At 46.7% G+C, this 24,545-nt stretch carries 25 protein-coding genes, 1 other RNA gene, 2 pseudogenes and 1 other annotated feature; of the genes and pseudogenes, 4 read left to right on the forward strand and 24 right to left on the reverse strand.

The annotated features are described in order from the left end of the window. The 9 genes from tmk to M3M39_RS06975 form a co-directional block, all read right to left on the reverse strand. The gene (gene tmk / locus M3M39_RS06935) at positions 1 to 636 is read right to left on the reverse strand and encodes a dTMP kinase (RefSeq protein WP_252797118.1); all 636 of its coding nucleotides are present in this window, start codon (positions 634 to 636) and stop codon (positions 1 to 3) included. Positions 637 to 754: 118 nt separating this feature from the next. Beyond that, entirely contained in the window at positions 755 to 2,695 is a 1,941-nt protein-coding gene (locus M3M39_RS06940; protein WP_252797119.1) for an ABC transporter ATP-binding protein/permease, read from the reverse strand. 132 nt (positions 2,696 to 2,827) lie between these two features. Continuing rightward, positions 2,828 to 3,073 carry a YaaL family protein gene (locus tag M3M39_RS06945; RefSeq protein ID WP_252797120.1) on the reverse strand — a complete coding sequence of 82 codons (246 nt, stop codon included), beginning with the start codon at positions 3,071 to 3,073 and terminating at the stop codon, positions 2,828 to 2,830. A gap of 7 nt (positions 3,074 to 3,080) precedes the next feature. Further along, positions 3,081 to 3,680, reverse strand: coding sequence for a recombination mediator RecR (gene recR / locus M3M39_RS06950; RefSeq protein WP_252797121.1), 600 nt, complete (start codon positions 3,678 to 3,680; stop codon positions 3,081 to 3,083). A 25-nt stretch (positions 3,681 to 3,705) separates the two neighbouring features. Beyond that, positions 3,706 to 4,047, reverse strand: a complete 342-nt coding sequence (locus M3M39_RS06955; protein WP_420843011.1) for a YbaB/EbfC family nucleoid-associated protein — start codon at positions 4,045 to 4,047, stop codon at positions 3,706 to 3,708. After that, a complete protein-coding gene (gene dnaX, locus M3M39_RS06960) occupies positions 4,048 to 5,811 on the reverse strand; it encodes a DNA polymerase III subunit gamma/tau (protein ID WP_252797122.1) in 1,764 nt (587 codons plus the stop codon). Positions 5,812 to 5,963: 152 nt separating this feature from the next. After that, positions 5,964 to 6,052: signal recognition particle sRNA small type (ffs, locus tag M3M39_RS06965), an RNA gene on the reverse strand. A 32-nt stretch (positions 6,053 to 6,084) separates the two neighbouring features. Beyond that, on the reverse strand, positions 6,085 to 6,576 hold the full coding sequence (locus tag M3M39_RS06970) for a nucleoside deaminase (protein WP_252797123.1): 492 nt from the start codon (positions 6,574 to 6,576) through the stop codon (positions 6,085 to 6,087). After that, positions 6,573 to 7,181 carry a class I SAM-dependent methyltransferase gene (locus tag M3M39_RS06975; protein ID WP_252797124.1) on the reverse strand — a complete coding sequence of 203 codons (609 nt, stop codon included), beginning with the start codon at positions 7,179 to 7,181 and terminating at the stop codon, positions 6,573 to 6,575. Before M3M39_RS06975 ends, M3M39_RS06970 begins: the two co-directional genes overlap by 4 nt. A 154-nt stretch (positions 7,182 to 7,335) precedes the next feature. Between M3M39_RS06975 and nrdH the strand changes: the two genes are divergently transcribed. From nrdH to nrdF, 3 genes are read left to right on the forward strand one after another with little or no spacing between them, the layout of a single operon-like run. Beyond that, a complete protein-coding gene (gene nrdH, locus M3M39_RS06980) occupies positions 7,336 to 7,581 on the forward strand; it encodes a glutaredoxin-like protein NrdH (RefSeq protein WP_252797125.1) in 246 nt (81 codons plus the stop codon). Between the two features lie 39 nt (positions 7,582 to 7,620). Then, positions 7,621 to 9,789: a class 1b ribonucleoside-diphosphate reductase subunit alpha gene (gene nrdE, locus M3M39_RS06985; RefSeq protein ID WP_252797126.1), complete on the forward strand. Its 2,169-nt coding sequence runs from the start codon at positions 7,621 to 7,623 to the stop codon at positions 9,787 to 9,789. Positions 9,790 to 9,804: 15 nt separating this feature from the next. Next, positions 9,805 to 10,833, forward strand: coding sequence for a class 1b ribonucleoside-diphosphate reductase subunit beta (nrdF, locus tag M3M39_RS06990; RefSeq protein ID WP_252797127.1), 1,029 nt, complete (start codon positions 9,805 to 9,807; stop codon positions 10,831 to 10,833). A gap of 55 nt (positions 10,834 to 10,888) precedes the next feature. Here nrdF and M3M39_RS06995 read toward each other — a convergent pair whose 3' ends face one another. The 3 genes and pseudogenes from M3M39_RS06995 to M3M39_RS07005 all read right to left on the reverse strand — a co-directional run bounded on the left by M3M39_RS06995 (position 10,889) and on the right by M3M39_RS07005 (position 14,106). Beyond that, positions 10,889 to 11,812, reverse strand: a complete 924-nt coding sequence (locus tag M3M39_RS06995) for an L-lactate dehydrogenase (RefSeq protein WP_252797128.1) — start codon at positions 11,810 to 11,812, stop codon at positions 10,889 to 10,891. A 55-nt stretch (positions 11,813 to 11,867) separates the two neighbouring features. Next, a complete protein-coding gene (gene mmuM, locus M3M39_RS07000) occupies positions 11,868 to 12,782 on the reverse strand; it encodes a homocysteine S-methyltransferase (protein ID WP_420842997.1) in 915 nt (304 codons plus the stop codon). Beyond that, positions 12,754 to 14,106, reverse strand: a pseudogene (locus M3M39_RS07005) (amino acid permease). The gene mmuM and the pseudogene M3M39_RS07005 overlap by 29 nt, the downstream one beginning before the upstream one ends. A gap of 607 nt (positions 14,107 to 14,713) precedes the next feature. Between M3M39_RS07005 and solA the strand changes: the two are divergent. Further along, a pseudogene (gene solA / locus M3M39_RS07010) lies at positions 14,714 to 15,844 on the forward strand (N-methyl-L-tryptophan oxidase). A 42-nt stretch (positions 15,845 to 15,886) separates the two neighbouring features. Here solA and mprF read toward each other — a convergent pair. From mprF to M3M39_RS07070, 12 genes are all read right to left on the reverse strand, one after another. Continuing rightward, the gene (mprF, locus tag M3M39_RS07015) at positions 15,887 to 18,433 is read right to left on the reverse strand and encodes a bifunctional lysylphosphatidylglycerol flippase/synthetase MprF (RefSeq protein ID WP_252797129.1); all 2,547 of its coding nucleotides are present in this window, start codon (positions 18,431 to 18,433) and stop codon (positions 15,887 to 15,889) included. Between the two features lie 105 nt (positions 18,434 to 18,538). Further along, positions 18,539 to 18,904, reverse strand: coding sequence for a 50S ribosomal protein L7/L12 (rplL, locus tag M3M39_RS07020; protein WP_252797130.1), 366 nt, complete (start codon positions 18,902 to 18,904; stop codon positions 18,539 to 18,541). 34 nt (positions 18,905 to 18,938) lie between these two features. Further along, complete coding sequence (gene rplJ / locus M3M39_RS07025) at positions 18,939 to 19,451, reverse strand: 50S ribosomal protein L10 (RefSeq protein WP_252797131.1); 513 nt, start codon at positions 19,449 to 19,451, stop codon at positions 18,939 to 18,941. Between the two features lie 24 nt (positions 19,452 to 19,475). Beyond that, positions 19,476 to 19,600: a sequence feature (ribosomal protein L10 leader region), on the reverse strand. Positions 19,601 to 19,658: 58 nt separating this feature from the next. Next, positions 19,659 to 20,351: a 50S ribosomal protein L1 gene (gene rplA, locus M3M39_RS07030; RefSeq protein ID WP_252797132.1), complete on the reverse strand. Its 693-nt coding sequence runs from the start codon at positions 20,349 to 20,351 to the stop codon at positions 19,659 to 19,661. A gap of 102 nt (positions 20,352 to 20,453) precedes the next feature. Continuing rightward, positions 20,454 to 20,879 carry a 50S ribosomal protein L11 gene (rplK, locus tag M3M39_RS07035; RefSeq protein ID WP_252797133.1) on the reverse strand — a complete coding sequence of 142 codons (426 nt, stop codon included), beginning with the start codon at positions 20,877 to 20,879 and terminating at the stop codon, positions 20,454 to 20,456. A 119-nt stretch (positions 20,880 to 20,998) separates the two neighbouring features. Beyond that, positions 20,999 to 21,553: a transcription termination/antitermination protein NusG gene (nusG, locus tag M3M39_RS07040; RefSeq protein WP_252797134.1), complete on the reverse strand. Its 555-nt coding sequence runs from the start codon at positions 21,551 to 21,553 to the stop codon at positions 20,999 to 21,001. Positions 21,554 to 21,680: 127 nt separating this feature from the next. Then, entirely contained in the window at positions 21,681 to 21,860 is a 180-nt protein-coding gene (gene secE, locus M3M39_RS07045; protein WP_252797135.1) for a preprotein translocase subunit SecE, read from the reverse strand. A gap of 12 nt (positions 21,861 to 21,872) precedes the next feature. Beyond that, complete coding sequence (gene rpmG / locus M3M39_RS07050; RefSeq protein WP_252797136.1) at positions 21,873 to 22,019, reverse strand: 50S ribosomal protein L33; 147 nt, start codon at positions 22,017 to 22,019, stop codon at positions 21,873 to 21,875. Positions 22,020 to 22,054: 35 nt separating this feature from the next. Continuing rightward, the gene (locus tag M3M39_RS07055) at positions 22,055 to 22,651 is read right to left on the reverse strand and encodes a sigma-70 family RNA polymerase sigma factor (protein ID WP_252797137.1); all 597 of its coding nucleotides are present in this window, start codon (positions 22,649 to 22,651) and stop codon (positions 22,055 to 22,057) included. Between the two features lie 158 nt (positions 22,652 to 22,809). Continuing rightward, entirely contained in the window at positions 22,810 to 23,337 is a 528-nt protein-coding gene (locus M3M39_RS07060; RefSeq protein ID WP_252797138.1) for an NYN domain-containing protein, read from the reverse strand. A gap of 27 nt (positions 23,338 to 23,364) precedes the next feature. Continuing rightward, a complete protein-coding gene (gene rlmB / locus M3M39_RS07065; protein ID WP_252797139.1) occupies positions 23,365 to 24,123 on the reverse strand; it encodes a 23S rRNA (guanosine(2251)-2'-O)-methyltransferase RlmB in 759 nt (252 codons plus the stop codon). After that, a complete protein-coding gene (locus tag M3M39_RS07070; protein ID WP_252797140.1) occupies positions 24,113 to 24,538 on the reverse strand; it encodes a Mini-ribonuclease 3 in 426 nt (141 codons plus the stop codon). Before M3M39_RS07070 ends, rlmB begins: the two co-directional genes overlap by 11 nt. Positions 24,539 to 24,545: the final 7 nt, after the last annotated feature.

Below are 24,545 nucleotides of genomic sequence, written 5' to 3' on the forward strand. Positions count from 1 at the left end.
CTAAGCATGGTGCAGGTAGTTTGTAATAATCTGCAACACTTGGTCGGTAACCGCGGTTACGGACTGCGTGGCATCTACCCTTACAATTCGATCGGGGTGTTGGTTTGCCAAGCGTTCGTAGGCATCGTGCACCCGAACGTAAAAATCGCGGTGTTCTTGATCCAAGCGATTAGTGGCTTGGGCATCCCGGCTTTCAATCCGTCGTAATCCCACTGAAACTGGGACCGCTAGGTAAATTGTAAGGTTCGGAAGCACCCCGTTTGTCGCAAACTGATTGAGCTCAATCACGTTGGCTTCCCCGAGCCGACGTCCTGCTCCTTGATAGGCCACCGAACTATCGACGTAGCGATCACACAGCACGACTTGATCAGCTGCCAGTGCCGGTAGAATAGTTTGGACTAAGTGCTGGCGGCGTGCGGCCGCAAAGAGCAGTGCCTCCGTCCGGGCGTCCATGGCCTGATTGGCTTGATCCACAATCAAGTTACGAATTTGTTCTGCAATCGGATCCCCTCCCGGTTCACGGGTAACCACTAATCGAGAACCGATTGTAGGCGTTAACCGCTCCACCACCTGGTTTAAAATGGTCGTTTTTCCGGCCCCATCATTTCCTTCAAACGTTATTAACTGCCCGCTCATTAAGTCATCATTCCCCTTATTTTATGTTTCGATTGTACTGTAAATTAGTCAAATTGTCTATTTGCTCCCCGTGACCGAGGCCACAAAAAAAGACCGTAAAAACGGTCTTTTTAGTTAATTATTCGGCACTCAAACTAACCACCGGATCCACTTTAGCTGCTTTTCGAGCCGGTAACAGTGCTGCTAAGAGACAAATGATTACGGAGACGATTAAGCCAAAGAAGGCATTGCCTAAAGAAACTTGTACGATGCTGTAATGAATTCCGCTTCGCGACAAGGAGTTGGCTCCCCATTCAGCTAAGTAAGCCAAAATGATAGCTAAGACGGCAGAGAAGAAACCGAGAAAGACTGATTCAAAGATAAACAACTTGCGAATGTTTCCCTTGGAGAATCCGAGGGCCCGCAAAATCCCAATTTCCTTGGTCCGTTCGGCAACACTGATGTACAGAACCACGATAATCATGATGGCAGAAACTAATAATGAAATCGCTGCAATTGAGGTTAAGACGGCTACTGCCAGGTTCACGTAGGTGTTCAATACGGATACGATTGACCCTGCTCCAGTAATTTGGTAGGCCGGTTTATCGCCGTTTTTAATCGCCTTAATCCGATTTTGGACCGGTTGCACGTTCTGCACCCCACCAGTGATATCCACAGCCAAATAGTTAGGCCCAAACGGAACGTTCCCGGCTTGATGCATCGCTTTGAGGGTTCCATAGGTAACGGCATCTGGAAGACTACTCCCATCCGTCACTCCACTAATGGTGACTTCTTTTTGTAGAATTTGCGGTGCCTGGGTCTGATCATCACCACTGCTGAGGTAGAAGGTCGCCTTGGTTCCAATCACCTGGTTCGGATGATCATGGTTTAGCTGTTTAGCTTCCTTTTTGCTAATTAAAATTTCGTTTGCACGGGGAGCTCGTCCTGCTTTAATCTTGGACTTGCGCAACGTGTTATCAAACGTTTGAACTAGCGTTAGTGGTACCGTCTGGTTTCCATTCTTCAATCGGGCACTGCCAGCGGCAAAGTAACCAGGAGAAACTTTTTTCACCCCGGTAAGCTTCTCCAACTTTCGAATGTCTTGCTGGTGTAGCGTGGTCTGTTTGGGAGTCGGGTTGTCACTTTCAACGTTTTTAGCCACCTGAATCGTATTGGGATTTATCTGCGAATAAATTTCGTGGTTGATGTAACCCTTGGTTCCGTTTCCAAGGCCCAGCATCACGATCACGCTAAAAATTCCAATTGCAGCTCCAAACATGATTAACAGGTTGCGCTTTAAGTTGTACCGGAAGTGCTGCCAAGCCATCCCAGCCATTGATTTCATGCTGGCAATTTTATCCCGGAATGGTTTTTGGTGTTCCCCCACCGAGTAGGCTGGTTTTAAAATCCGGTCATCATCAATCAAACCGTTCGCAAGGTGCACGATTCGGGTTCCGTAGTCAGCCACTACCTGCGAGTGGGTTACAGCAATCACCAGTTTGCCGTCTTCTGCAATCTGGTTTAGCAACCGCAAAATTTCATCAGTATTTTGGGCGTCCAATGCCCCAGTTGGTTCATCGGCAATGATGATGTCTGGGTCGGAAGCCAGGGCTCGGGCAATCGAAACCCGTTGCTTTTGCCCTCCAGACAGCTGGTTGGGATACTTGTTTTTGTGTTCGGATAAGCCTACTTGGTCTAACAATTCATCTGCACGTTGCACCTGATCGTGGTGAGATAAATTCGTCATTTCTAACGAGACCATCACGTTAGCCCGAATCGTCAGGTGACTAATCAGGTTAAAACTTTGGAACACAAAGCCAATGGTACTCCGGCGGTATTGATCCAGTTCCTTGGGCGTATCATTTTTTAACGATTTTCCGTTTAACAATACGTTTCCCGTGTACTGGCTATCCAGTCCGGCGATGATGTTCATCAACGTCGTCTTTCCACCCCCGGATTCCCCCAGGATGGACACAAATTCGCCCCGTTCAAAGTCAAGGTTAATTCCATTTAAAACGTGAAATTCCTGGTGATCAACCTGATAGGACTTATGAATATCTTGTAGTTCTAAATAAGCCATCTAGTTCTCCTTTAGTGTTAATAATCATTATTATTTTAGTTGATATTATACACCATATAGCATTAGTTGCAATTCTTTTTCCAATTTTTTGTTGCAAAGCAAAAAAGGAGCCTACCCTGAGTAGTTGCTCCCTTACGAATCATAAACACTAGATTGAATGTGATCATTCTTAATCTTGCGCAATCGGGCTTGCCGATACATAAACTCAAACTTTTGCTTGGCCAATTCGGTCTGTGCTTGTACCTGCGGATCGACATCCGCTACGGCGGCTTCAGTTTGCTGGGCCTGATCCCAGTCCTGCTTTAACAAGTTCAGAGACTGCAGCAGCTCTTCATCGTAGTCTTTTTCAAAGTTTCTCGGTTTAAACAAGTTAAACATGCGAACCTCACATTTCTGTTCGTCCCTCGACAGCCCGAAAGAGCGTCATTTCATCGGCATACTCGATATCACTACCCACGGACAAGCCCCGTGCTAGTCGTGTGACCTTCAGGCCGGCTGGTTTTAGTAAGCGTGCCAAATACATGGCCGTCGCATCCCCCTCCGGAGTAGCATTAGTAGCGATAATCACTTCTTTAATCTGCTCTTTTTTTTGCAAACGTTTAATCAAAGCACTGATGTTAATATCATCGGGACCTTTTCCTTCCATCGGCGACAAAACTCCGTGTAACACGTGATACAACCCGTGATAATCCTTCATCTTTTCCATGGTCGCAATGTCTTTAGGTTGCTCAACCACCAGAACCTGGGATTGATCGCGCGTCGGATCAGTACAGATATCACACGGATCGGTTTCAGTAATGTTGCCACAAATGGAGCAGAAGGTTAATTTTTCCTTGGTATCCTGCAACGCCTGGGCGAACTGTTCTACCTCGTCTTTTGGCATATCAATCGTATAAAAGGCTAACCGGGTCGCCGTCTTGGCTCCAATTCCCGGAAGGTGCATGTAACCATCAATGAGCTTGGCAACTGGTTCTGGATACTGCATTCTGATTCCCTCTTTATTCTAAATTCTAAAGTCCGGGGATGTTCATTCCCTGGGTAAATTGTCCCATCTTTTTCTTGGTAGTTTCATCAATTTGCTTCAAAGCATCATTAACGGCTGCAAGCGTTAAATCAGAAATCATGTCTGGATCATCGGGATCAAGCGCTTCTTTTTTAATTTGCAAGTCTTTCATGGTCCGATCCCCAGTAAAAGTAGCTACCACTAAATCATCGGGAGCTTTTCCAATGAATTCTTGTTGGTCAATTTCTGCTTGTTGCGCACTCATCTTGCGTTGCATGTCTTGTGCCTGTTTCATTAACTTTCCCATGTTCATTCCGTTCATTGCCATTGTAAATCTCTCCTTTGAAATTTAATCATTTTCAACGTTCACTAATTCATCACCAAACAATTCTTTGGCCTTCCGCACGCTTTTAGGTTCCTCGGTCGGATCGGATTTTGCTACTGGTTGCTCCGCTTGTGGTTCAGCCACAGATGAGGTCTCTTTGTCGTTGATTTTCCCCCCACGGGGGTGTTGCTGCAGGTATTCCTGCCTGAGCGTCGGCCACTCCTCTTTTGGAACAAAGTACACCTGAGGAATGCGACCTAGCAATTGTTCGAGCCCCTGCTCTAAGGCAGTCATTAACTGCTCGTCACTTCCAGCCTTTTGGTACAAAAAGCCGTAGTCAAAGGCAATCACCACGCCTGCTTCACTAGCTGCCACCGGTCGGGCCACGTGTAATACGGCTCTTTGGGTAACACTCAGCAACTGTAATAGCGCCCCCCAATTACTTCGGTACTGTTCTAAATCAGCCTTAGTCGCCGCATCTAAAATCCCAAAGATGCCATTTACATCCGGTTTGGGTGCCTTTGGATTATTAGGTACCGTGCGTTTGGATACCGGCTGGTCAGATTGCGCTTGCGCCAAAGCAGGAGCAGCCGAAGTTGGACGCTGTTCTAACGCTTGGAGCTGCTGTTGCAACTGCGCTACTTGTTGCTCCAGTTGCTGATAAGCGCTTGCCGATTCTGGCGCAGTCGGAGCAGCTTGCTCTTCCTGTTCATCGGACAACCGCACGGTTAAAATATCGAGGTACAAATCAGGGTGGTATGTAAACCTCAGTTGTTGTTGGACCTCATTCATAATTTCTACAAATCGATAAATGCGGTGTTTTGCCAATGATCCCGCGATCTGTTGAAAGTGATCCCCAAGTAATCCCAGTTCATCGGCACTCACCAACGCCTCGTCTTGTTGGTACAACAACAAGCTTTGGCAGTAATCCACCAAATCCTCAATGAACTGACTGGCATCCTTTCCTGCTGCTAGCGTGGCCGTTACCACCTGCAATCCCGTACTAACGTCTCCGGCTACTACCGCTTCAAAATAGCGCTGTAACTCATCACGAGCCACGCTCCCAGTAACCTGCAGGGCACTTTCGTAGGTCAGTTGTTGAGAATCATACGAAAGGGCTTGATCCAGGATGCTAAGGGCATCCCGCATTCCCCCTTCGGCACTCTTGGCGATGATTTTAACGGCCCGTTCGTCGAATTGCACCTGCTTACTTTCCAGGATTTTTTTCATTTGGGCTGCAATGTCTGCGGCACTAATCCGACGAAAGTCAAAGCGCTGCAATCGGGATAAAATCGTTGCCGGAATCTTATGTGGTTCCGTGGTGGCGAGGATAAATATAACGTGAGCTGGCGGTTCTTCCAAGGTCTTTAGCAGAGCGTTAAACGCTCCCGTGGAGAGCATGTGAACTTCGTCAATGATGTAAACCTTATAGCTCGCTTCCGTGGGCGCATACTTGGCCTTGTCACGGATATTACGAATCTCTTCGACTCCGTTATTTGAAGCAGCGTCAATTTCAATCACATCGTTTAAAGAACCTTGGTTAATCGCCACACAGGTGGCACACTCGTTGCAAGGTTCTCCATCCTTTAAATGTTCACAATTGACCGCTTTCGCCAAAATCTTAGCGGTCGAGGTCTTCCCCGTCCCCCGGGGGCCACTAAATAGATAGGCGTGACTAATTTGATCGGTTATCAAAGCGTTTTTTAACGTTTTGGTAATGACCTGTTGCCCCACAATTTCATCAAAGCGTTGGGGGCGCCAAACCCGGTACAGTGCTTGATAACTCATGTCACCCTTCCTTTCCTCGTTAGTGTCACCTGCATTCATTATAGCGGGAACGGCTGATAATTACCATGATTCTAATTGCCAATTTCTTACTGGTTTATACCATATTATTGTAAAAAAAATCTCCCAGTCAATTTGACTAGGAGTTGATTTGCTAATAACAGGAAGCACAAGGCAAAAAATACTTAGTGCTGCTTCCTTCCGGACCTGACACGGTTCGTAAGTCTGCCCTTGCTTCCAGGCCTTACGGCAATTACTATCATAACTTACACCAGGCTACTTGTCTAGTCCTAACCACCGGTTTTTCCGGCGCCGATTTCGTTTCGTCCGAAAGAACTGCCGCATCAGGTTTCCGGCCTCCGTTGCTCGACAGCCAGTCACAAGTTCCACCTGGTGATTTTGCCGTTCATCGGTTAATGCTTGATACAGACTTTCCCCTGCTCCGGCCTTCGTATTAGCTGCCCCATACACTACCCGATCAACGCGCGCGTTTAAAATTGCTCCGGAACACATTAAACATGGTTCAATCGTGACGTACAGAGTACAGTCAGTTAACCGCCAGCTCTGAACCATCAGGCAGGCTGCTTCAATCGCAATCAACTCTGCGTGTTGCGTCGCTAACTGGGTGTGTTCGCGCAGGTTATGGCCGGTCCCAATCACCTGTTGATTCTTCACAATTACCGCCCCAATGGGAATTTCGCCAATTTGACCAGCAAAACGGGCCTCGGCCAACGCCATTCCCATGTAACGTTCATCTTGATTCATCATGACTGCTTTGTACTTTCTAACACGTAGTAACCCTTATCGCGCTTCAAAATTTGAACATTGCCGAAGGTGGCTTGCATCAACCGTTTGGCAGAGGGGGCTCCCTGCTTTTTTTGTAACACCACGTAGAGCCGGCCGTTGGTTACCAAATGAGTGGCTGCTCCTGTAATCATGGCATCCACCACGTCTTTTCCAGCCCGAACTGGCGGATTCGTGACCACGGCCGCAAACCGTTGTTCTGAAACCCCAGCGTAAACATCCGAAGTTCCCACGGTTACGTTAGCAAGCTGATTGGTGGTGGCATTTCGTTCTGCAAGGCCCAGGGCCCGTTGGTTCACGTCCACCAACTCAAACTGGCGCTCTGGATGAGCCTGCGCCAAAAAAAGCCCAACTGGTCCGTACCCACACCCCAGATCAAGGATTTTCCCCGCGGGCAATCCTGCCAAATCCACGGCTTGAATCAAAACTCGCGAACCGTAATCGACCGTCCGCTTAGAAAAAACTCCGTTGTCTGAAGCAAAGTGCAACGTCACTGCGTTAATGGTAAAATCCCATTCTTTTTCATCGTGAATCACATCTGGATTCGGTGTATAATAAAAATTGCTCAAAAAAATCACGTCCTTAAATTCTAGAATTTTGTTTCACATACCACATATAGTGTGTTTCTCAGTCAGATACCACAACATGTGGTATTTTTTGGTTGAAAGAATCGATTTTCGTAGTAGAATCAGTACATAGACAAAACGAAAGAAGGAGTCCCGCATGAATCAGATTACCGTATACACCAAAAACAACTGCATCCAGTGCAAAATGACGAAACGCTTTTTAACCGAACACAACGTGGCCTTTACCGAAAAAAATACCAGCGACAATCCGGATTTAATTCCCTATCTAAAGGAACAAGGTTTTCAAGCCGTTCCCGTGGTTGAATCAGAGGTATTAGAGTCTTTTGGTGGCTTTCGGCCCGACCAACTAAAAAAATTAGTTGAACAATTAGCCACCGCTTAAGCTACCACTTTCATTATACACATTAAGGGGAATCAGTATATGTCGCTTAAAGACCACACGGATGCCAGTTATTTTACTTTAAATAACGAGATCAACATCCCAACCAAAGACGGCCGGATTCAGTTAGATAAGGATCAAGAAGCCCTAGCCGCCTTCTTAAAGGAAAACGTTGAACCCAACTTGGTGCAATTTAATTCGTTACAAGAACGCTTTGACTACCTAATCAAGCATGATTACGTAGAAGAAGCGTTTTTAAAACAATATCCACTGACGTTCATCGAAAAGCTTTATGATTACTTAAATAGCCAGGACTTTCATTTCCATTCCTTTATGGCAGCGTACAAATTCTACGCTCAATACGCCCTCAAGACGGATGATGGCAACCAATATCTAGAACGTTACATTGATCGAACGGCTATGAACGCTCTCTACCTGGCCAACGGAGACCAAGAATTAGCCTTAGCACTGGCAGACGAATTAATTCACCAACGCTTTCAACCCGCTACTCCGACCTTTTTAAACGCCGGCAAGAAACGCCGGGGTGAGTTTGTGTCCTGTTTCTTGATTCAATCCACCGACGACATGAACAGCATCGGTCGAACGATTAATTCGGCTCTGCAATTATCCAAAATTGGCGGTGGAGTCGGAATCAACCTCAACAACTTACGGGCAGCTGGTGACCCAATTAAGCACATCGAAGGAGCTGCCAGTGGCGTTAAACCGGTCATGAAGTTGTTAGAAGATAGCTTTAGTTACTCCAACCAACTCGGCCAACGTCAAGGAGCCGGAGTGGTTTACCTCAGCGTCTTTCACCCAGACATTATCGACTTTCTAGCCGTTAAAAAGGAAAATGCCGATGAAAAGATTCGGGTGAACACCCTGTCGCTGGGTGTCACGGTTCCAGATAAGTTCTACGAACTTGCCGCCCAAAACAGAGACATGGCGCTCTTCAGCCCATACGACGTCGAACAAGAATACGGGGTTCCCTTCTCCTATGTTGACATTACCAAGGAATATGACAACCTGGTTCAAAACGACCGCATCAAGAAGAAGTACATCAAGGCTCGGGACCTGGAAACAGAGATTGGAAAGCTCCAGCAAGAATCTGGTTACCCCTACATCATTAACGTGGATACTGCCAACCGGGACAATCCAATTGATGGCAAGATCATCATGAGTAACCTGTGTTCAGAAATCATGCAGGTTCAAACGCCTTCCATCATTAACGACGAACAAGAATACGAACAACTTGGAACAGACGTCTCCTGTAACTTGGGTTCTACTAACGTCGTGAACCTAATGCACTCCCCGGACTTTGGTAAGTCGATTGAATCCATGGTGCGGGCATTAACCTTCGTCACGGACATTAGCCACATTAACACGGTTCCTTCGATTCGGCATGGGAACGAATTGAGTCATTCAATTGGACTCGGAGCCATGGGCTTACATTCCTACTTTGCCCTCCACCACATGTACTACGGTTCGCCAGAATCGATCGAATTTACCGGCGTCTACTTCATGCTCCTGAACTACTGGAGTCTCGTAGCTTCTAACCAGTTGGCACGCGAACGGGGCAAAACCTTCCACAACTTTGAAAAGAGTAAATACGCCGACGGCAGTTACTTTGATAAATACACCGAACAGGACTGGGGTCCCACTTCAGAGAAAGTCAAAGAGTTGTTTAAAGATACCTTCATTCCAAGCCGAGCAGACTGGGAAGAATTGAAGTTAGCAGTTATGAAAGACGGTCTTTACCACCAAAACCGCTTAGCAGTTGCTCCGAACGGCTCCACTTCATACATTGGTGACGCCACTGCTAGTTTGGCTCCGATCGTGAGTCGGATCGAAGAACGGCAGGAAGCCAAGATTGGAACCATTTTCTACCCGGCGCCGTACCTGTCTAACGACACAATTAAGTACTACGAATCTGCTTACGATATCGACATGCGTAAGGAAATCGACATCTACGCCGAAGCCCAAAAACACGTTGACCAAAGCCTCAGTATGACGATGTTCATGCGTTCTACGATTCCAGCAGGAATGTACGAATGGAAGGATGAGCGCGACGAGAAAATGTCGACGCGGGACCTGACGATTCTTAGAAACTACGCCCACCACAAGGGAATCAAGTCGATTTACTACGTTCGAACGTTTACCGATAATAACGACACGATTGGTGCCAACGAATGTGAAAGTTGTGTAATTTAGGAGGGGAAAAAGTTCATGGATTTAAACCAAGTATTGACCGGCAAATGGGACGGAAACTACGAAGCCATTAACTGGAACGAAGTCTCAGATGAAATTGATAAAGCAACCTGGCATAAGCTCACCGAACAGTTTTGGCTCGATACTCGGGTGCCCGTTTCCAACGATTTAAAGGACTGGCGGGAACTAGACGACGACCACAAGTGGTTAGTGGGGCACGTTTTTGGGGGGCTGACCCTATTAGACACCCTACAGTCCCAAGACGGAATGGCGGCTTTACGACTGAATGCCAAGACCCAACACGAAATCGCGGTTTTAAACAACATTCAGTTCATGGAATCGGTCCACGCTAAGAGTTATTCGACCATTTTCTCAACCTTGAACACCCCAAGAGAAATCACCGAAATTTTTGACTGGAGTGATTCAGAGGAATTACTGCAGAATAAAACCAAGCGGATTTATACCCTCTATCACGACGATGAAAGTCCGTTGAAAAAGAAAATCTCGAGTGTTTTCTTGGAAACCTTCCTCTTCTACTCAGGCTTCTTTACCCCCTTGTGGTATCTAGGTCACAACCAACTCACAAACGTGGCCGAAATCATCAAGTTAATCATCCGAGACGAATCAGTCCACGGAACCTACATTGGTTACAAGTTCCAGACCGAGTTTAACCAGTTGAGCGCCAACGAACAACAACAACTCAAGGACTGGATGTACGGCTTCTTGTACGATCTGTACGAAAACGAAGAAAAGTACACCCACCTCTTGTATGATCAAGTGGGCTGGACCGATAAGGTCTTAACCTTCATCCGTTACAACGCCAACAAGGCCCTCATGAACCTTGGTCAGGATCCCATGTTCCCTGACACGGCTGAAGACGTCAATCCGGTCGTAATGAACGGAATTTCCACTTCGACCGTTAACCACGACTTTTTCTCTGAAGTTGGTAACGGTTATCGACTCGGAAACGTAGAGGCCATGAGTGACGACGATTACAAGATTGATTCCTGGGAAAACAAACGAAACCACGATCGTCACAACGATTAATCCTTCCCCAAACAAAAAGCTGTTACCTGAATCAGGTAGCAGCTTTTTTTGTGCCCTAGTTTTTGTACTTTTCGTAATTTTCCTCAATGAAATCTGCCGAGTTTTGCAATTTGGCTAGTTCTTCTTCGGTCAGTTGCAACGGCACGTCGGCAATGATGCCATCGCGCCCGACAATCACCGGATGAGAAAGGTACACGTCATATTCAGCGCGGTAGTTCGACACCGGTAACACGGTTTTGGCATCTGACAAAACCACGTTTGCTAAGCGCACAGCGGCCGTTGCCACCCCGTAGCTAGTGTAACCCTTCCCCTTGAAAACGGCGTAGCCTCCGTGGCGAGCTTCGTGATCCAGAGCATCTAAATCCAGATCCTTAGTTTGAGCCAGTTCTGTCAGTGGTTGATCTAAGGCTCGCACCGTTGACCAAGCGGTAAACTGAGAGTTCCCATGTTCCCCAAGGTTGTATCCGGTCACAGAGCGCGAATCAATCCCCAATTTTTCGGCCACGGCTCGTTTCATGCGGGCAGAGTCTAACAGGGTTCCCGTTCCCATTACGTGTTTCTTCGGTAATCCAGTGATTTGTTGGTACAGTTGGGTAATCACATCAACCGGGTTGGTAATCGCAATGATAATTCCGTTAAAGCCCGAGTCACGAATCCGGGGAGCAACTTCCTTCACTTGTTCACTGTTGTAAGCCAGTTCGGAAAAACGATCCTCATTGGCACCATCGTTCAAGCGGATGTTTCCTAACGCGGAAATAATCACGTCCGCATCGGCCAGCGCCGAATAGTCATTAACCGTGATGTTCGTGTGAAATGGCAGATTAGGCATTGCTTCACGAAAATCAATCGCGTCCGCTGTCACCTTATCCTCATTTTTATCAATTAACACCAAATCGTCGGTAAAACCATTCGCAACGATGTAGTGGGCAACCGTGGATCCCACGTGCCCCATTCCAATTACTCCAATTTTTCGTGTCATCAAAATCCCTCCCGTTCGTTGTTGCATATTTTAACACAAGCTTCAGTTTTTGCCATTATTTTTTTAATAATTTGGCAATTTGTTCGATATCTGCAGGAGTTGTTCGGCAACAGCCACCGATAATGTTCGCACCCGCTGCTAGCCACTCTGGGACTACGTCTGCAAACGTCTGTGAGTGCGCCACGGCTATCCAGGTTTTCGTGACTGGATCGTACACGTCCCCTGGATTCGGATACACCACGATTGGTTTCTCAGAATGGGCGCGGATGAGTTGAACCGCAGGCAGGACGTTTGCAAATCCAGTGCAGTTAATCCCAATGCCACTGACCGCCTGCGCGTGGTCTAACCACTCAACTACCGTTGCTAACGGCGTTCCATCGCTCAAAGTCTGCGGATCCTTAATGCTAAGACTAATCCAGGTCGGCACTAACTGGGATTGCTCCGCTAGCATCGTGGTCAGCGCTTGAACCTCGGCAAAGTTAGGAATTGTATCGACTGATAACAGATCAACCCCATCAGCTAAGAGCGTCTGAATCTTTTCTGCATGAAAATCATCATACTCCGCAGGGCTTAGCTTGTAGGCTCCCGTATACTCAGCTCCATTGGCCAAGTAGGCTCCGTACGGCCCGACACAACCGGCAACCAATCCGTTCGGTTGTACGTCATCACGAGCCCGTTGCGCTAACTGGACTCCTAGCTTGATTAACTCCAAAGCGCGAGCATGCGTAATCCCCAGCTTGGCAAATGCTGCCACGTTAGCTTGATAGGTATCGGTAATCGCAATCGTAGCCCCCGCTTGAAAGTAACTCGCATGGACTGCGTAAATGGCCTCCGGATCAGTTAATAACGCATTAGCGGACCACAAGGCATCGTTCGTTTTCACTCCCCGTTTTTCTAACTCTGTTCCCATAGCTCCGTCTAACACGACCGGAGCTTGTAAACTAGCTGTAATTGGATTGATGGTGGGCATCCTGGTTCCTCCTTTTTTTCTTCCATTCTTTGCAAGCGTAACCAACATAACACACTGCCACAAAGGGAATGGTGACTTCCAGGGCAATTTGCTGGTTAGGATCAAACCAAATTAAAACACACGATAAAAAGCACAAACCAAACGCTAACCACGGTAACCAAGGATAGCCTGGCGTCTTAAACTTGAGTTGTGCCACCTTCCCCTGCTGCTTCAACCGTTCTCGAAAGCGAATTTCTGAAAGAGCAATCGCCATCCACACAAAGACGACCGCCAATCCGGAAATGGAAACCAGTACCAAGTAAACCGTTCCTGCCGCATAGACCGCTGACAGTAACGCCAACACTCCGCCTAACATACTGGTAACTAAGGCAACCATCGGGATCTGACGTTTGGTGGTCTTTTGAAAAAGCTTAGGAATCACCCCCTGGTTTGCCAGGGACCACAACATCCGCGTCGAAGCATAGAGACCGGAATTAGCCGCCGAAATAATGGCGGTTAACACCACAAAGTTCATTAGGTTTCCGGCCCAGGGAATTCCAATTGCCGAGAGAATTGTCACAAAGGGGCTTTCCGTCACGCCCGCTTTTTGGTACGGCAATAAGGCACTCATAACTACCATGCTCCCAACAAAGAACAAGACTAACCGGCCCAGGGTCGTACGAATCGCCTTGGGAATCGTTTGTTCCGGATGCTGGGCCTCACCAGCAGTAATCCCAATTAACTCCGTTTCTGAAAAGGCAAAGTTCACCGTTAACATGGTGGTGAATACCCCGGCAAAACCATTGGGGAACAATCCATTTTTAGTTAGGTTCTGCAAACCAATGAAGTGCCGCACCCCGTGATATGGTAAGAAACCAAGAATGGCTCCGGTTCCCAACACAATAAAAGCGACAATCGCAATGACCTTGATGCTGGCCAGCCAAAACTCGGTTGCAGCAAACCACTTCACCGAAAAAGCGTTCATCAAAAAGATAACGACAATCAGCAAACTACTCCAGACCCAAACTGGTACCCCAGGCACCCAATGCCACATAATCAGTCCTGCTGCCGTAAATTCAGAACCCATCGCAATCGTCCAGGTCAACCAGTACAAAAGCGCCACCACAAAACCAGCGCTCGGACCCAAGAATCGTTACGCATAGACATGAAACGAGCCTGTTTCTGGCATTGCCACCGCTAGTTCTCCCAAACAGAGCATTACAAGATACACAATCACTGCTCCTAAGAGATACGCTAAAATCGTGCCCAACGGTCCTGCTTCGTGAATTGTGTAGCCCGAACTCAAAAATAACACGGTTCCGATTACTCCTCCCAGAGAAATCATAAAAATTTGACTTGCAGAAATTTCCCGCGCTAAATGTTGTTGCACGTTATCACCACTTTCTCGTTAAATAAAAAAACACCCGTCCTCTAAAAAGGACGAGTGTTCCCGTGGTGCCACCTTTATTCCTCCACCTCTCACAAAGTGAAGCTCAGCAGTTACGCTGGTGAAGCAGCATAACTGAGTCGTGATATCGGTTTCCACCCCGCGTGAAGCTTATGATTCACCCCACGACCACTACACAGCCCATCTTCAGTCGGTTAATTTCATCCTTTCGCACCACCCAAGGACTCGCTGGGAAACGCTCCGACTTACTCAACTGTCACGGTTCTTTGCTAATTTGCTCTTAGTGTAGCGTGCCTTTTCCGAAGTGTCAACTACCCATTGAGTCAATTTAGCACTAATTTACTAACTAATTCATCCAAATTAATAAAATCGTTTGTAATTGTCTGTAAAAGCCCCGTACCATGAACATTAAGTTTTAGGTATCAAGCAAAAAGCGAACTTTAAAAGCATTTTTCCACTAAATTAACCTAATTTCCGTTTGACAAGCTTCCTGTTTTTCGGAATAATCAGCTGCAACTGATGTTTTGCAAAAGGAGGAGTTATGATGAAACCCATTTATGATTTAGCCGTGATTGGAACCGGCTCAGTGGGAGCAGCAGCGGGCTATTATGCTGGAAAAGCTGGCCTCTCGGTCTTAGAAATTGATGCCGATGTTCCTCCCCACGAGGATGGTTCTCATCACGGTCAAACCCGTCTGATTCGACATGCGTATGGAGAAGGAGCTCAATACGTACCATTAGTGTTAGCGGCCCAACGGCTTTGGAAGGAGCTGGCCCAGCAAACCGGCCACTCCATTTTTCACCAAACCGGAATTCTTAGCGTGGCTCAGCCCGATTCCCCCTTCCTAACCTAGTTAGTTAGCAGCGCGGAACAATTTCAAATTCCCCTCACTTCTTTGAGTGCCACTGAAATTACGGATCACTATCCAAACTGGCATTTTTCCGCTGACTACCAAGCACTCTTAGAACCGACCGGGGGCTATCTCGAATCCGAAACGGCCATTACGGCCTACATCCAGTTCGCTCGTAAAATTGGAGTGCAGCAAGAATTTAATCAACCGGTCCGAAAATTCCGCTCGTTAGCAAACGGTCAGGTTGAAATTACGACCACGCAGGGTAGTTATCGAGCTCGCCACGTTGCGATTACAGCGGGCACCTGGGTCAAGACCCTCTTACCGAAGTTACCCATCCAACCAATTCGTAAGGTTTTTAGTTGGTTTAAAACCGCGGATCAGCGGTTAACGGAAGCAGCCGGCTTTCCTGGTTTTACCGTGGAGTTAACCGACGGAAATACCTTTTATGGCTTTCCCGGGACCAACGGCACCATCAAAATTGGCCGCCACAACGGTGGTCAACCAATTACTAATTCCGCGGAGCGCACTCCCTTTGGCAGTTATCCCGAAGATTATCACGAAATCGATCCATTGTTAGATCATCATCTCACCGGAACAACTGGCTTAGATCACGGCGGGGCTTGTACCTATGATCTCACTTCCGACCAGAACTTCATCATTGACTACCTACCGAATCAGCGTAATATCCAGATCGTTACGGGCCTCAGCGGTCACGGCTTTAAGTTTGCCAGTGTCCTAGGTAAAATCATTGCCGAGCGAGCGGAAAACCAGCTAGATCAATTCGATTTAACGCCTTTTAAACTAGACCGTTTCCAGAACTAAAAAAGCTTGGCAGTAAAGTATCATCCACTGCCAAGCTTTTCCTTATTGTTGTTTAGGGCGTTCGTTCACAACCCACAATAACTGTAACATCGTGAAGACCAGGGAGTTATTCTTCCGGTACACAAAGTACTTCGATTCCCATTTGTCCACGTATTTTTCCTTGTAGGAACGCAACCCTTGGAAACTATAGAAAGCATCCCCATACTCATAAATTAAATGAGCAATCTTTTCGTTAATAAAACTAAAGCGGGAGTTTCCCACGTTAGCCAACGGAGCCATTCCCAGGTTAAACCATTGGTACCCTTGATCCTTAGAGTACTGGAACAGGTTGATGAAAATCCCATCCATGACTCCTGACGGGGCACTGGAACTAGATCGCATCAAGTCAATCGAGGTCATCTTATGATCCCCGGTCGGCATGATGTTCGCAAAGGCCACAATCTTTTGGTCTTCATCCCTGAAAACCGCAATTGGCGCCTGGTTTAGGTAGTACGGATCAAAGAAGCCGAGCGAAAAGCCCTTTTCTTCCCGACCCCCTAGCCATTCATCAGAAATTTCCTTTAATTCCCCTAAAAGTTCATCGCTAAACGGTGGCTGCAGGATCTCAAAGTGATAGCCGTCCCGGTCAAACTTGTGCATCAATGCCCGTTCGCCCCGGTGGCGTTTTCCAACCAGGGTAAACTCGTTTAAGTTCACCTGACCTTCTTCTCCGGCCTTGATGAAGTCAAAGCCCTTATCATGCAATAGCATCGTCAGCGATTCACTAACTTCATAGAAGACCAAGGTTAGGTCAGCATTATCGGCATCCAGCATGAACTGATCAATGGCAGCTTCCAGTTTGGCTTGATTTCCAAACGGTTCCCCCATGATGATCAATTTATTGGCCTTTTGCCGGTACATAAAGACGATCTGATCCTCGCCGTCTTCTGTGTAAAAGTAAATCCGCTTATCACGTAGAAAGGCCAAGTGACTGACTTCGTTTCCACCGTATTGATCAATTACCTTTCCGATGCGATCACCATCGAAGGGTTGATCCAGCCAGTCTAGGTTTGCATAGGTTAAGACCCGGTAGAGACCATACAGAATACAGAGGGCAATCACAAAACCAATCAACCCGACGACCCAGGTTTGTTGGGATGGAAGAAGATAAGCATTCGTCAATCGGAAATGACGGTGATTACCCACAATCAAACCAACTAAGACGTAGAGAGCAAAGGTTGCCACAAAGAGACCAGCATCTGTAATCAATGCTCCCCAGGAGTAAGTTAATCGTTTGCGGTAGAGTCCCTTCCGTGCTAACCAGAGACACAGCAGAATAAAGCAGAGGAACAATGCCAGTGGCAGTGGGAAGTCTTCCTTCCATAGGGTGTTAGCAATCGCAAAGACCAGCAGAATCACCGTGGGCCAAAAGGCTTTTTGGACCCGGGCCCCCACTCCCCGGGCCAATCCAATTAACAAACAGCCCACAATCACGTTCGAGAGTTGCCCTAAAAAGTAGAGGGTAAAAGGTGCTAACGAAAGGTATAGTGGGTTCACCAGCACCACGTTGGGGACCGTTGCCAACAGAATCATCATGATTCCAGAGAAATACATGAAGAAAGTCACGATTAGTTGAGATGAACGTTGCACGATGTTAGCCGGAATGTCATCTAGGAATTTATTAAACCGTTGCAACAGTTCCTGCGCAAACAAAATTACTCCAATTCCAAACGGAATGAAGTAGTAAAAAACCCGGTACAACAGAACCCACACGGTGGCCGTCGTAGGTGAAACACCAAGGTAGCCCAGCCCCGTAATCATTGCCAAATCGAAAGTTCCAAGCCCCCCAGGCAGCATCGAAATGACTCCAATTACGTTGGCAGCAATGAAGAGCGGAAAAACGCTGGCAAAGTTGATGTGCAGGTTCATGAACATTCCAATGATAATGAAGAAAATGCCACAACTACCCCACTCCAAACAGGAGCCGATGATTAACTTAATTTCTCGCTTAATTGTTAAATCAGCGAAAAACTCTGAATTGTTAAAGCGGGTAAACAAGAAAATCACGGGGAAGTAAATTCCTCCCCCTAACAGAAATGGCCAATAACGATGAAATTGGGTTCCCACGCCAAAGCCATAAATCATCACTAACGATACCAAACAGTAGGTTGAGAGTCCGGCCAATAAAAACAGGGCAATTTTAGAAATCGCATAGAGCACTTGCTTTTTGCTGGCGTTCTTACTATAAAAGCTCGCCCGCAAGCTTGCTCCTAAAAAGCCACCAAAACCAGCAATGTTGGTAAAGCTATTGGTAATCCATCCACTCTTGATGATGTACCACGGTTTAAATTTCCCGGGCAAAAACTCAACAATTGTAAAGTCATACGTTAGCATTGGAGTGACCGCTAACAGCCCTAGCACGATTAAAATTAACAGGTGCGTCGGGGACTGCGAGGCTAAACTAGCTCGCATCTGTCGGCCGTTAATTTCTTGTAGGATGTTGTGGCCTTCGTAGATTACAAAAACCACCATCACTAACAGAAACAGAATCTTGAGCACGTTCAGATAGCGGTTAAACCAGTCCGATACTCGTTTAATAAAATTTTTCACAGGTTTCCTCCAAAGGTCTGGTCGCCTTGTGTTTTTCTCAATCAAAATCCTCCTAGTAAAAAAGGATGTGTGAGAAACACACATCCTTGCTTACGAAGACTAAGACTACTTAAGCGTAACAGTAGCACCTTGAGCTTCAAGTTTTTCTTTAATATCGTTAGCTTCGTCTTCTGAAAGACCTTCCTTAACGATTGATGGAGCTTCATCAACCATTGCCTTAGATTCTTTCAAACCAAGACCAGTGATGTTTTTGATTTCCTTGATAACCTTGATCTTACCAGCACCACCAGAAGTTAATTCAACGTCAAACGTTGACTTAGCAGCACCATCACCACCAGCAGCACCACCAGCGGCAACTGGAGCAGCAGCTGAAACATCAAATTCGTCTTCGATTGCTTTTACCAAATCGTTTAAATCAGTAATAGAAGCATCTTTTAATTGTGAAATAATTGCATCTTTATCAAAAGCCATTTTTATTCCTCCTCATAGGACAGTCATTTTTATATTATGCGGCGTCATCGTCGTCTGATTTGCTATCAGCCACAGCTTTAACAGCGTAGGCAACGTTCCGAACTGGTGATTGTAACATACTTGCAAGGGTAGCAAGCAATTCATCACGACTAGGCAACGTAGCAAATTCGTTAATCTTATCAAGGGAAGCAACTTCACCTTCGATAATTCCACCCTTAATTTCAAGAGCGTCGTGATCTTCAGCGAACTTCTTCAAGATTTTAGCAGGAGCAATTGGATCTTCGTGAGAGAAGGCAACCGCACTAGGACCATTGAAGACATCCTTTAAGTCGGTGTGACCACTTTCATCAGCAGCCCGTTCCAAAATCTTGTTTTTGATCACCATTAATTTTACACCGTTATCACGTAATTCTTTCCGTAATTCAGTGTCTTGAGCAACCGTTAACCCCCGGGAGTTAACTACGATAGCTGAAACTGCTTCTTTAAAATCATCAGCAACTTCAGTTACCTTCTTTGCTTTTGCATCAATAACTTCTTTCTTTGGCATAATTTCACCTCCCGTTTAAAATTGGGACCTAATAAAAAATCCCTATGCTCGCCAAAACATAAGGAAAAGTCGTTAAACTAAACTCCTCGGCAGGCATTAATTAAGACCATTACGGTCACCTGAGTCTTAGGCGATTCATATTCAATTAACAATTTATCATAATTATGACTAGTCGTCAATCTGAGATTTTTTAGCGTTCATCGTTAACTAGAATGATTCAGGAGCAACCTTCACACCTGGTCCAAACGTTGATGAAACTGAGATATTTTGGATGTAAGTTCCCTTCACAGTTGAAGGACGGTTCTTAACCAAGATATCTTGAACGGTCTTGAAGTTTTCCACTAACTTGTCAGCGTCAAACGATGCTTTCCCGATCGCAACGGCAATGTTTCCGTCCCGGTCCGTCCGGTAAGTAACTTGACCGGCTTTGGCATCTTTAACGGCTTTTTCAACGTCCATGGTAACAGTCCCCGTCTTCGGGTTAGGCATTAAGCCCTTTGGTCCTAAGACCCGACCTAAACGACCAACTTGTGCCATCATGTCTGGCGTAGAAATCGCAACGTCAAAGTCTAACCAGCCGTCCATAATCCGTTGAGCCAAGTCATCTTCACCAACGACATCGGCACCAGCAGCTTCAGCTTCTTTAGCCTTGTCACCCTTAGCGAAAACAACTACCGTTTGATCTTTACCAGTTCCGTTAGGAAGCACTACGGCTCCCCGTAACTGTTGATCAGCTTGTTTCGTGTCCACGTTTAACTTGATAACGGCTTCGATGGAGTCATCAAAGTTAGCAGTGTCTAATTTTTGGACGAGCTTAACTGCTTCATCAACTGGGTAAGCTTTACTCTTGTCGATTTGTTCAGCAGCTGCTCTGTATTTTTTCCCTCTTGTACGAGCCATGTAATTTCCTCCTTGCAAATGTGGTGATGACGGAAAGAATATCCTCCCACGCTCACACGCTATCTTTTGATAGCGTAGCGACTGTCATCGTAGTAGCAGTGATTAACCTTCGACAGTGAATCCCATACTACGAGCAGTACCTTCGATCATACGCATTGCGGCTTCAACGTCGGCAGCGTTTAGATCTTGCATCTTGGTTTCGGCGATTTCCTTCACTTGATCCTTGGTTACGCTAGCAACCTTCTTCGTGTTGGGTTCACCAGAACCAGATTCCACGCCAGCAGCTTTCTTCAAGAGCACTGCGGCTGGTGGAGTTTTGGTAACGAATTCAAACGAGTGATCTTCGTATACCGTAATTACAACTGGAATCAACATTCCTGCTTGATCAGCAGTCCGAGCGTTAAAATCCTTTGTAAATTCCATGATGTTTACCCCAGCTTGACCCAATGCAGGTCCAACTGGAGGAGCAGGTGTTGCTTTACCCGCTGCAATTTGTAACTTAACAATATCAGCTACTTTTTTAGCCACGAGACATACCTCCTTAAGTCCGTGTGTGGTCATCGAGGAATTGAAATCCCTCTCCCACGTTGATTATGCATAAATACACTAGATTAGTCTAACACACTGACTAGTGATTAACAAGCTCATTATTCTAAGGTCAGTGGTTTTACCTGGTTAAAGTCTAGTTCGGTACTAGTTTCTCTGCCAAACATGTCAATGTTAACCTTTAACTTACCTTTTTCGTTATCGATGCTGGTGATCTTCCCAGACAAGCCTTTGAAGGCTCCGTCCACAATCGTCACCGTGTCTCCAACTTCACTATCCAACGGTTGGACCGTTTCCTTGACACCAAGACTAGCCATCACCCGTTCTACTTCTTCCGGTAGCAATGGGTTGGGCTTTGATCCCTGCCCGTGAGAACCGATGAACCCAGTTACTCCTGGAGTATTTCGAACCACGTACCAAGCCCTATCGGTCATGACCATCTGCACTAATACGTACCCAGGGAAAGTCTTATCCATGACAACCTTTTCCTGACCGTTCTTAACTTCGTGGGTTTCCATTTCCGGAACCACTACATCAAAAATGTAGTCCTGCATCCCCATCGAGTCTCGTCTAGATTCTAGGTTTTCTTTAACCTTGTTTTCGTAACCAGAATACGTGTGTAAAACGTACCATTGCTTTTCTGCTGATTCTACCATCGCAATCTCTCCTCTACTTTGTTTCTTCATCCGAACCGGCGCACGTGGATGCGACTAAAATAAAAAAACCTCGCACCCACGAAGTTTTTCAATCTTACTATACCAAAAATTAAGCGGCAAAACCAGCTTAACCTGCTTTTAACAAAATTGCTTCTAACGCCCAGTCGATTAATCCAAGAAAGACCGTAAAGAACAACGTTGTTCCAATCACAGTCGTGGTATCAATCCGCGTTTGGCGTGCATTCGGCCACGTAATCAGCTTTAATTCCCCGATTACGCTCTTTAAAAAGTTCCAGAATCGTTTCATTGTTATCTTCTCCTAGCGAGTTGCTCGATGCAAGGTGTTTTTACCACAGTGCTTACAGTATTTGCGAAGGGTTAAGCGGTCGGACTGCTTAGAAACGGATACGTGGTAGTTCCGCGCCCCACACACAGAGCACGCTAAAGCCATTTTTACTTTGGCCATTCACGACTCCCTCCCATCATATTTATACTCTAGCATCAAACTGAAGCAGCGTCAATTGTAGTCTGACGGTACTTCCGTTTACAGCGAACCAGGGCATTGTGCACCTGCTGTTCCTCCACCTGGAGTTGTTGCGCAATTTGGGCTACCGTTTGTTGGCGCAAGGTGGCCACTAAGACCCGGCGTTCGAGAGGAGAACAGGATGCCCCGACCGTTTGGAGTCGTTCCGTGAGTTCACAACACCATAATGGATCCGGTGCTTCGGGATCCTGAATCGTTTCTGCGTAATACTCGGGATTGGAACTAAACGACGCTTGGAGTTGTTCTGGGATTCGCTTTTGGGCGCTTTTCTTGCGCAGTAAATCAAACATATGATTCCGGAGGTTCGTCTTATAAAACGCCCCAAAGGGAACCCGTTTGCTGAGATCATAGCGATGGAGCGTCTTAATGAAAACCAGTGCGGCCTCCTGACTCCAATCGGTTAACTCCATGTCGTTTAAAAAATAGTCGCGCCACAGCTTCAAGTAAACCGGAGCAAACTGCTGAAATAACCGTACGAAACACTCTTCGTCCTGTTTTGCTGCTACAATCGTTGCACTATCACACTGATAATTTAACTTAATTCCCATTTTCATCGCACTCCTCGTGGTTGGTTGCTTCTAAGTTACAGAAAGCTCCGCTCACCCCACAAGCGAACGATTGTTCCAACCACGGCTAGTTCACGTAGTCCACTTTCAACTTATGCCAAAAGCACTAAAAAGTTAGTGAAAAAGAAATCAGGATCAGTGATTACTCACTGATCCTGATTCAAACGATTATATAAATCCCGCAGTTTTTGGGCTTCCTTTTCGTTAAAATTCAACCGGTTACCCAGTGGTTGCTGATGATAGGTCTTAGTGACCTGCTTGATCTCCACCTTGGCCCGCTTCACCGAACGCAAAAGCTCTGGGGCCGAAATCCGCAGGGCTCCCGCACTAAAGATGGTCCACTGCTCGGCATGGTCGCTCGTAGCCACCTCTACCTGGGTAAACAAGGACTGTTCTCGCGTTGCCAACGCTTCAATGTAAGAATCAGCAGTTTCATTCTTACTGGTCCAGACCACATCGATGTTTTTAACCTGGACAGTCCGGGCATTTCCCGGAACGTACATGGCATCAAAAACCACAATAATCTTTTTACCGCTGTACTTTTGGTACTCCGACAAGTCCCACAGTAATTGATCTCGTGCCTCTGGGAGTTGATCCTTTAATTTTAGTTGATTTAAGTGAGGCCAGCTACCAATCACGTTATAGCCGTCCACAATCAACAGTTCTTTTTTCATGTTCTCACTCCTCGCCCGTCGTTTCGGTTAAAGGGGATGGCGGGAGTTAAAGCCCTGGTACATCAACAATCCGGCCGCAACAGAGGCGTTCAGACTCTGGATGTCTCCAATCATCGGAATCGTAAGCAATTCATCCATCTTTTGCTTGACCAACGGCGAAATCCCCTTGCCTTCACTTCCAATCACAAGGGTTACTGCCCCTTGGGCATCCCACCGACGATAATCAGTCCCCTGCATGTCGGTTCCAAAGATCCAGACGCCGCGTTCCTTTAACTCCCGAATCGTGTTTACGAGGTTCGTTACCCGCGCCACGGGCACCCGTTCCATGGCTCCGGCTGAAGTTTTCGCCACCGTAGCGGTTAATCCGACGGACCGGTGCTTCGGAATAATCACCCCGTGCACCCCTGCGGCATCCGCCGTTCGCAAAATCGAACCCAGGTTGTGGGGATCGGACACGTTATCGAGCATCACAAAGAATGGCGCTTCATTTCGTTCCTCCGCCCGGGCAAACAAGTCATCGATGGTTGCGTACTTAAACGGGGCTACTGCTAAAATAACCCCTTGGTGGTTTTGCCGGTTCGCCATGAGGTCTAACTTCGTCTTTGGCACATTCGTAATTACCAAATGACGCCCCTTGGCCAGCTGCAAAATAGCTTGAACCGTCCGGTCCTCTTTACTAATTCCGGTCTGTAAAAATACTTTATTAATTTCTTGGTCCCGGTTCCGGAGCGCCGCCACCACTGGATGACGCCCGATGATAAAATCAGTTTCTGCTTTATTTGGCATATTCTACCCTTCCTGCTTGGACCTGTTTAATGCACCACTGGGCTAGTTCCTGAAACCGCTCGTCCTGCCCACTTAACGACAAATACCCAAAGAGGGCTTCAAAGCCGGTTGAGACCCGGTAAGTAACTACGCTGGTGTTTTTAGCGTGGGTGTAGCTCTTCGCGTTGCGTCCCCGCTTGTAAAAATACCACTCTTCGTCCGTTAACAAGTCGTCTGCTTCCATCAGCTTAATCAACCCAGCCTGGGCCTTCGCGGAAACGTAGCGAGTGGCCTTGTGTTGCAGTTGGTTGGGACGGGTTAACCCCTCGTCAATTAGATGGCGCCGAATAAAAACTTCATACACGGCATCACCAAGGTAGGCCAAGGCAATCCCATTTAACTGTCGAAAGTCCTGTTGCTGCGTTGCTTCATCCATGCTTACG

Source organism: Fructilactobacillus hinvesii (genome assembly GCF_024029435.1).
Classification (GTDB): Bacteria; Bacillota; Bacilli; order Lactobacillales; family Lactobacillaceae; genus Fructilactobacillus; species Fructilactobacillus hinvesii.

Coding starts and splice junctions, on each gene's coding strand:
- M3M39_RS06940 (WP_252797119.1), bottom strand. CDS start 2,695: ATGGCTTATTTAGAACTACAAGATATTCATAAGTCCTATCAGGTTGAT.
- rplL (WP_252797130.1), bottom strand. CDS start 18,904: ATGGCTTTTGATAAAGATGCAATTATTTCACAATTAAAAGATGCTTCT.
- recR (WP_252797121.1), bottom strand. CDS start 3,680: ATGCAGTATCCAGAACCAGTTGCCAAGCTCATTGATGGTTACATGCAC.
- nrdE (WP_252797126.1), top strand. CDS start 7,621: ATGTCGCTTAAAGACCACACGGATGCCAGTTATTTTACTTTAAATAAC.
- rplA (WP_252797132.1), bottom strand. CDS start 20,351: ATGGCTCGTACAAGAGGGAAAAAATACAGAGCAGCTGCTGAACAAATC.
- M3M39_RS07055 (WP_252797137.1), bottom strand. CDS start 22,651: ATGAAAATGGGAATTAAGTTAAATTATCAGTGTGATAGTGCAACGATT.
- nusG (WP_252797134.1), bottom strand. CDS start 21,553: ATGGTAGAATCAGCAGAAAAGCAATGGTACGTTTTACACACGTATTCT.
- M3M39_RS06995 (WP_252797128.1), bottom strand. CDS start 11,812: ATGACACGAAAAATTGGAGTAATTGGAATGGGGCACGTGGGATCCACG.
- mmuM (WP_420842997.1), bottom strand. CDS start 12,782: ATGCCCACCATCAATCCAATTACAGCTAGTTTACAAGCTCCGGTCGTG.
- nrdH (WP_252797125.1), top strand. CDS start 7,336: ATGAATCAGATTACCGTATACACCAAAAACAACTGCATCCAGTGCAAA.
- M3M39_RS07060 (WP_252797138.1), bottom strand. CDS start 23,337: ATGAAAAAAGAACTGTTGATTGTGGACGGCTATAACGTGATTGGTAGC.
- rplJ (WP_252797131.1), bottom strand. CDS start 19,451: ATGCCAAAGAAAGAAGTTATTGATGCAAAAGCAAAGAAGGTAACTGAA.
- rlmB (WP_252797139.1), bottom strand. CDS start 24,123: ATGCCAAATAAAGCAGAAACTGATTTTATCATCGGGCGTCATCCAGTG.
- nrdF (WP_252797127.1), top strand. CDS start 9,805: ATGGATTTAAACCAAGTATTGACCGGCAAATGGGACGGAAACTACGAA.
- M3M39_RS06945 (WP_252797120.1), bottom strand. CDS start 3,073: ATGTTTAACTTGTTTAAACCGAGAAACTTTGAAAAAGACTACGATGAA.
- M3M39_RS06970 (WP_252797123.1), bottom strand. CDS start 6,576: ATGATGAATCAAGATGAACGTTACATGGGAATGGCGTTGGCCGAGGCC.
- dnaX (WP_252797122.1), bottom strand. CDS start 5,811: ATGAGTTATCAAGCACTGTACCGGGTTTGGCGCCCCCAACGCTTTGAT.
- secE (WP_252797135.1), bottom strand. CDS start 21,860: ATGAAACGATTCTGGAACTTTTTAAAGAGCGTAATCGGGGAATTAAAG.
- tmk (WP_252797118.1), bottom strand. CDS start 636: ATGAGCGGGCAGTTAATAACGTTTGAAGGAAATGATGGGGCCGGAAAA.
- M3M39_RS07070 (WP_252797140.1), bottom strand. CDS start 24,538: ATGGATGAAGCAACGCAGCAACAGGACTTTCGACAGTTAAATGGGATT.
- rpmG (WP_252797136.1), bottom strand. CDS start 22,019: ATGGCCAAAGTAAAAATGGCTTTAGCGTGCTCTGTGTGTGGGGCGCGG.